At 41.2% G+C, this 2,147-nt stretch carries 6 protein-coding genes; 3 read left to right on the top strand and 3 right to left on the bottom strand.

The genetic code is table 11. The features are described from left to right. Positions 1-15: 15 nt before the first annotated feature. Positions 16-291: a hypothetical protein gene (locus tag ACWATR_RS39575; protein ID WP_460345730.1), complete on the top strand. Its 276-nt coding sequence runs from the start codon at positions 16-18 to the stop codon at positions 289-291. Between the two features lie 3 nt (positions 292-294). Here the strand turns inward: ACWATR_RS39575 and ACWATR_RS39570 are convergent, their stop codons facing one another. Then, positions 295-669, bottom strand: coding sequence for a hypothetical protein (locus tag ACWATR_RS39570; protein WP_289794304.1), 375 nt, complete (start codon positions 667-669; stop codon positions 295-297). Next, positions 666-998 (bottom strand): DUF5674 family protein, encoded by a 333-nt coding sequence (locus ACWATR_RS39565; RefSeq protein ID WP_069067953.1) that lies wholly within the window; start codon positions 996-998, stop codon positions 666-668. The genes ACWATR_RS39570 and ACWATR_RS39565 overlap by 4 nt, the downstream gene beginning before the upstream one ends. A 38-nt stretch (positions 999-1,036) precedes the next feature. Between ACWATR_RS39565 and ACWATR_RS39560 the strand changes: the two genes are divergently transcribed. Then, complete coding sequence (locus tag ACWATR_RS39560; protein ID WP_460345726.1) at positions 1,037-1,252, top strand: hypothetical protein; 216 nt, start codon at positions 1,037-1,039, stop codon at positions 1,250-1,252. A 10-nt stretch (positions 1,253-1,262) separates the two neighbouring features. Beyond that, positions 1,263-1,583, top strand: coding sequence for a hypothetical protein (locus tag ACWATR_RS39555; protein ID WP_460345723.1), 321 nt, complete (start codon positions 1,263-1,265; stop codon positions 1,581-1,583). Between the two features lie 214 nt (positions 1,584-1,797). Here the strand turns inward: ACWATR_RS39555 and ACWATR_RS39550 are convergent. Then, positions 1,798-2,147 (bottom strand): SDR family NAD(P)-dependent oxidoreductase (locus tag ACWATR_RS39550; RefSeq protein WP_460345720.1); only part of this gene is annotated, 350 nt, incomplete at its 5' end.

The following is a 2,147-nucleotide window of genomic DNA, read 5'->3' as shown; positions in this document are numbered from 1 at the left end:
TAGAGGAGCAAGAAAATGACATTAACTTTGGACAATCGCTCTCGAAGCAAAGAATCTTCCTTAACTCAAGCATTGCGACAGATACAACAGTTAAACTCCAGAATTCTGGAGTTAGAGCAGCAGCATCAAGATTATGTGCATCAGCAACAGAATTTAATTTCAGCCATCGCTGAGATTTGTATTTCTCCGATACAGGAAGTACAGGCGCTGCGGATTCTGATACACCGGGGAGAAGCAGCTTGCCGACAGTACTTGCGTTCGGTGTTGGTCAAACAGGGTCAGGCTTCATAGAGTTCAGGCACTCAGTGATTCCGGTTCTGTACGTGATATTTCCAAAACTCGCTGTAACCAATACGAAATTTGAACAGAGGCAGATTGCTTTTGTTCAGCATCAGTCCAAATATCGTCCCAATGGAATAGCCAACGAGTCAGAAGACGAACTAAATCAACTAACTCACAGGCTCGGTCAATATCATCTGCCTTTACCATGTCTGGCACAGTCCACTCAACAAAGTATCTGCTTTCATCAACCAAAGCCAGTATTAAATCCTCTGATGAGCCTTGAGTCCACAAAGATTGAATTTGTGACAAGTGTGTAGCTAGACGACGTAAACGTGTAGTCACATCATCTTGCATAAAAATTTGTTGCTTTGGTGTCACTTCGATCATAAATTTCCTAGGAACTCGTTAATCAGTTGAGCTACCCTTTCTCTAATTTTAGGGTCTAAAAGTTCCATTGATCTATTTTGCCGGGGACGAAGATTAACCATCGACTCATAAATGATTTTTCCACTTATCGGCATAAAACTGGCAGCCCAAATATCTTGTTGTCTACTGCCGTCATCTAGCAACTTTTCTTCACAATCAGCGTGTAGACCACCACCACCAACCAGCACCCGACGTTCGATATCAACTGCGGTTCTAATGTAAAACTTGTGCTGTTGCAGCATAAGTTCAAGTTGCTCCGGGGTAGCACGTTCGCGTAACAGCAAAATCATTTAAATCATAACCTCTATCAGGGAAAGGCATTTTAATTATGGAACGGAATCAAGCACAAACAATCGTTGTAAGTCTCACTGGTACATTAGCGGCCATATCTATTGGGTATTTAGGAGTGCAGTTTTTTGGCAGAAATACAATGTACATCATTGCTACAGGAATGTTAGGGCTGGGTACTGGGGGAGCTATCGGTCAGGTTTTGGTGGAGAAAAGGCAGCAGCGAGTAGTACAAGTACAGTCAAAACAACAATAATTCAAATCGTATGGAAAGTTCAAAAGTTGTCACTATTCCCAATCATTGGACATCACCAAAATACTCGTTAGGGCAAAGAACCAAGCAAGGGATGATTGTAGGGGTTCAGTATTATCCACCCAATAATCCATTGACTGGCTTGTGTACCGAATCTTGGCGTTATGCTGTCCTAGATAAAAACGATTTTTCCGAAGTGTCACATCTTGAAGAGGATAAAATTCATCTTCTTACACCAAGTGAATTACGTGCTGAACTTCAAGCTGAAATTGAAGTGCATCAAATTAAAATTGTAATTCTCAAGCAACAGCTAGAAACAGTATCCAATGCTTAAGTCACTACCCAGGTACTAACAAGTACATCTAATAATAGATAGCTTGATCGGAGTTAGAGCCGACTTTTTACAAAAGATGGCGATTTATCCCATTCCTTCTATGTATGGGATAAATCGCCATTTACCGTCTTGGTCAATAGTCAATAGTATCGAGTGTACAAAAATCGTGAGAAATTTGCGTAACTTATGCCACTGCTTCAAATCGTGGTATAGCTTACCAAGCTACTGGTTCACCAAGATGGAAAAACCCACCACTGGGGCCATCATTGGGCAATATCGCTAATTCAACACCAGTTTTCGCACCTGATGCAATGTCCATCATTGCACCTTCACCACCTAATTCCGTTTTTACCCAACCCGGATGAGCGCTATTAATCTTCACCGGAGTATTGCGTAATTCATGAGCTAAATGAATGGTAAATGAGTTCACTGCTGCCTTAGAAGCATTGTAAGCAAATGGTTTGGAATCATAGATAAATGAATTAGGATCAGCATGAAGTGTTAACGAGGCTTCAATACTCGACATATTTACAATTCGACCGCTAGGGCTATTCAATATTAAGG

The sequence above is a fragment of the Nostoc sp. UIC 10890 genome, assembly GCF_054786515.1.
Note: the sequence above shows the minus strand (reverse complement) of the source record. Positions and strands in the feature narration are given on the sequence as shown.

Bases quoted from the DNA above. Each gene is read 5' to 3' on its own strand.
- ACWATR_RS39575 (WP_460345730.1), top strand. From the start codon at position 16: ATGACATTAACTTTGGACAATCGCTCTCGAAGCAAAGAATCTTCCTTA.
- ACWATR_RS39570 (WP_289794304.1), bottom strand. From the start codon at position 669: ATGATCGAAGTGACACCAAAGCAACAAATTTTTATGCAAGATGATGTG.
- ACWATR_RS39565 (WP_069067953.1), bottom strand. From the start codon at position 998: ATGATTTTGCTGTTACGCGAACGTGCTACCCCGGAGCAACTTGAACTT.
- ACWATR_RS39560 (WP_460345726.1), top strand. From the start codon at position 1,037: ATGGAACGGAATCAAGCACAAACAATCGTTGTAAGTCTCACTGGTACA.
- ACWATR_RS39555 (WP_460345723.1), top strand. From the start codon at position 1,263: ATGGAAAGTTCAAAAGTTGTCACTATTCCCAATCATTGGACATCACCA.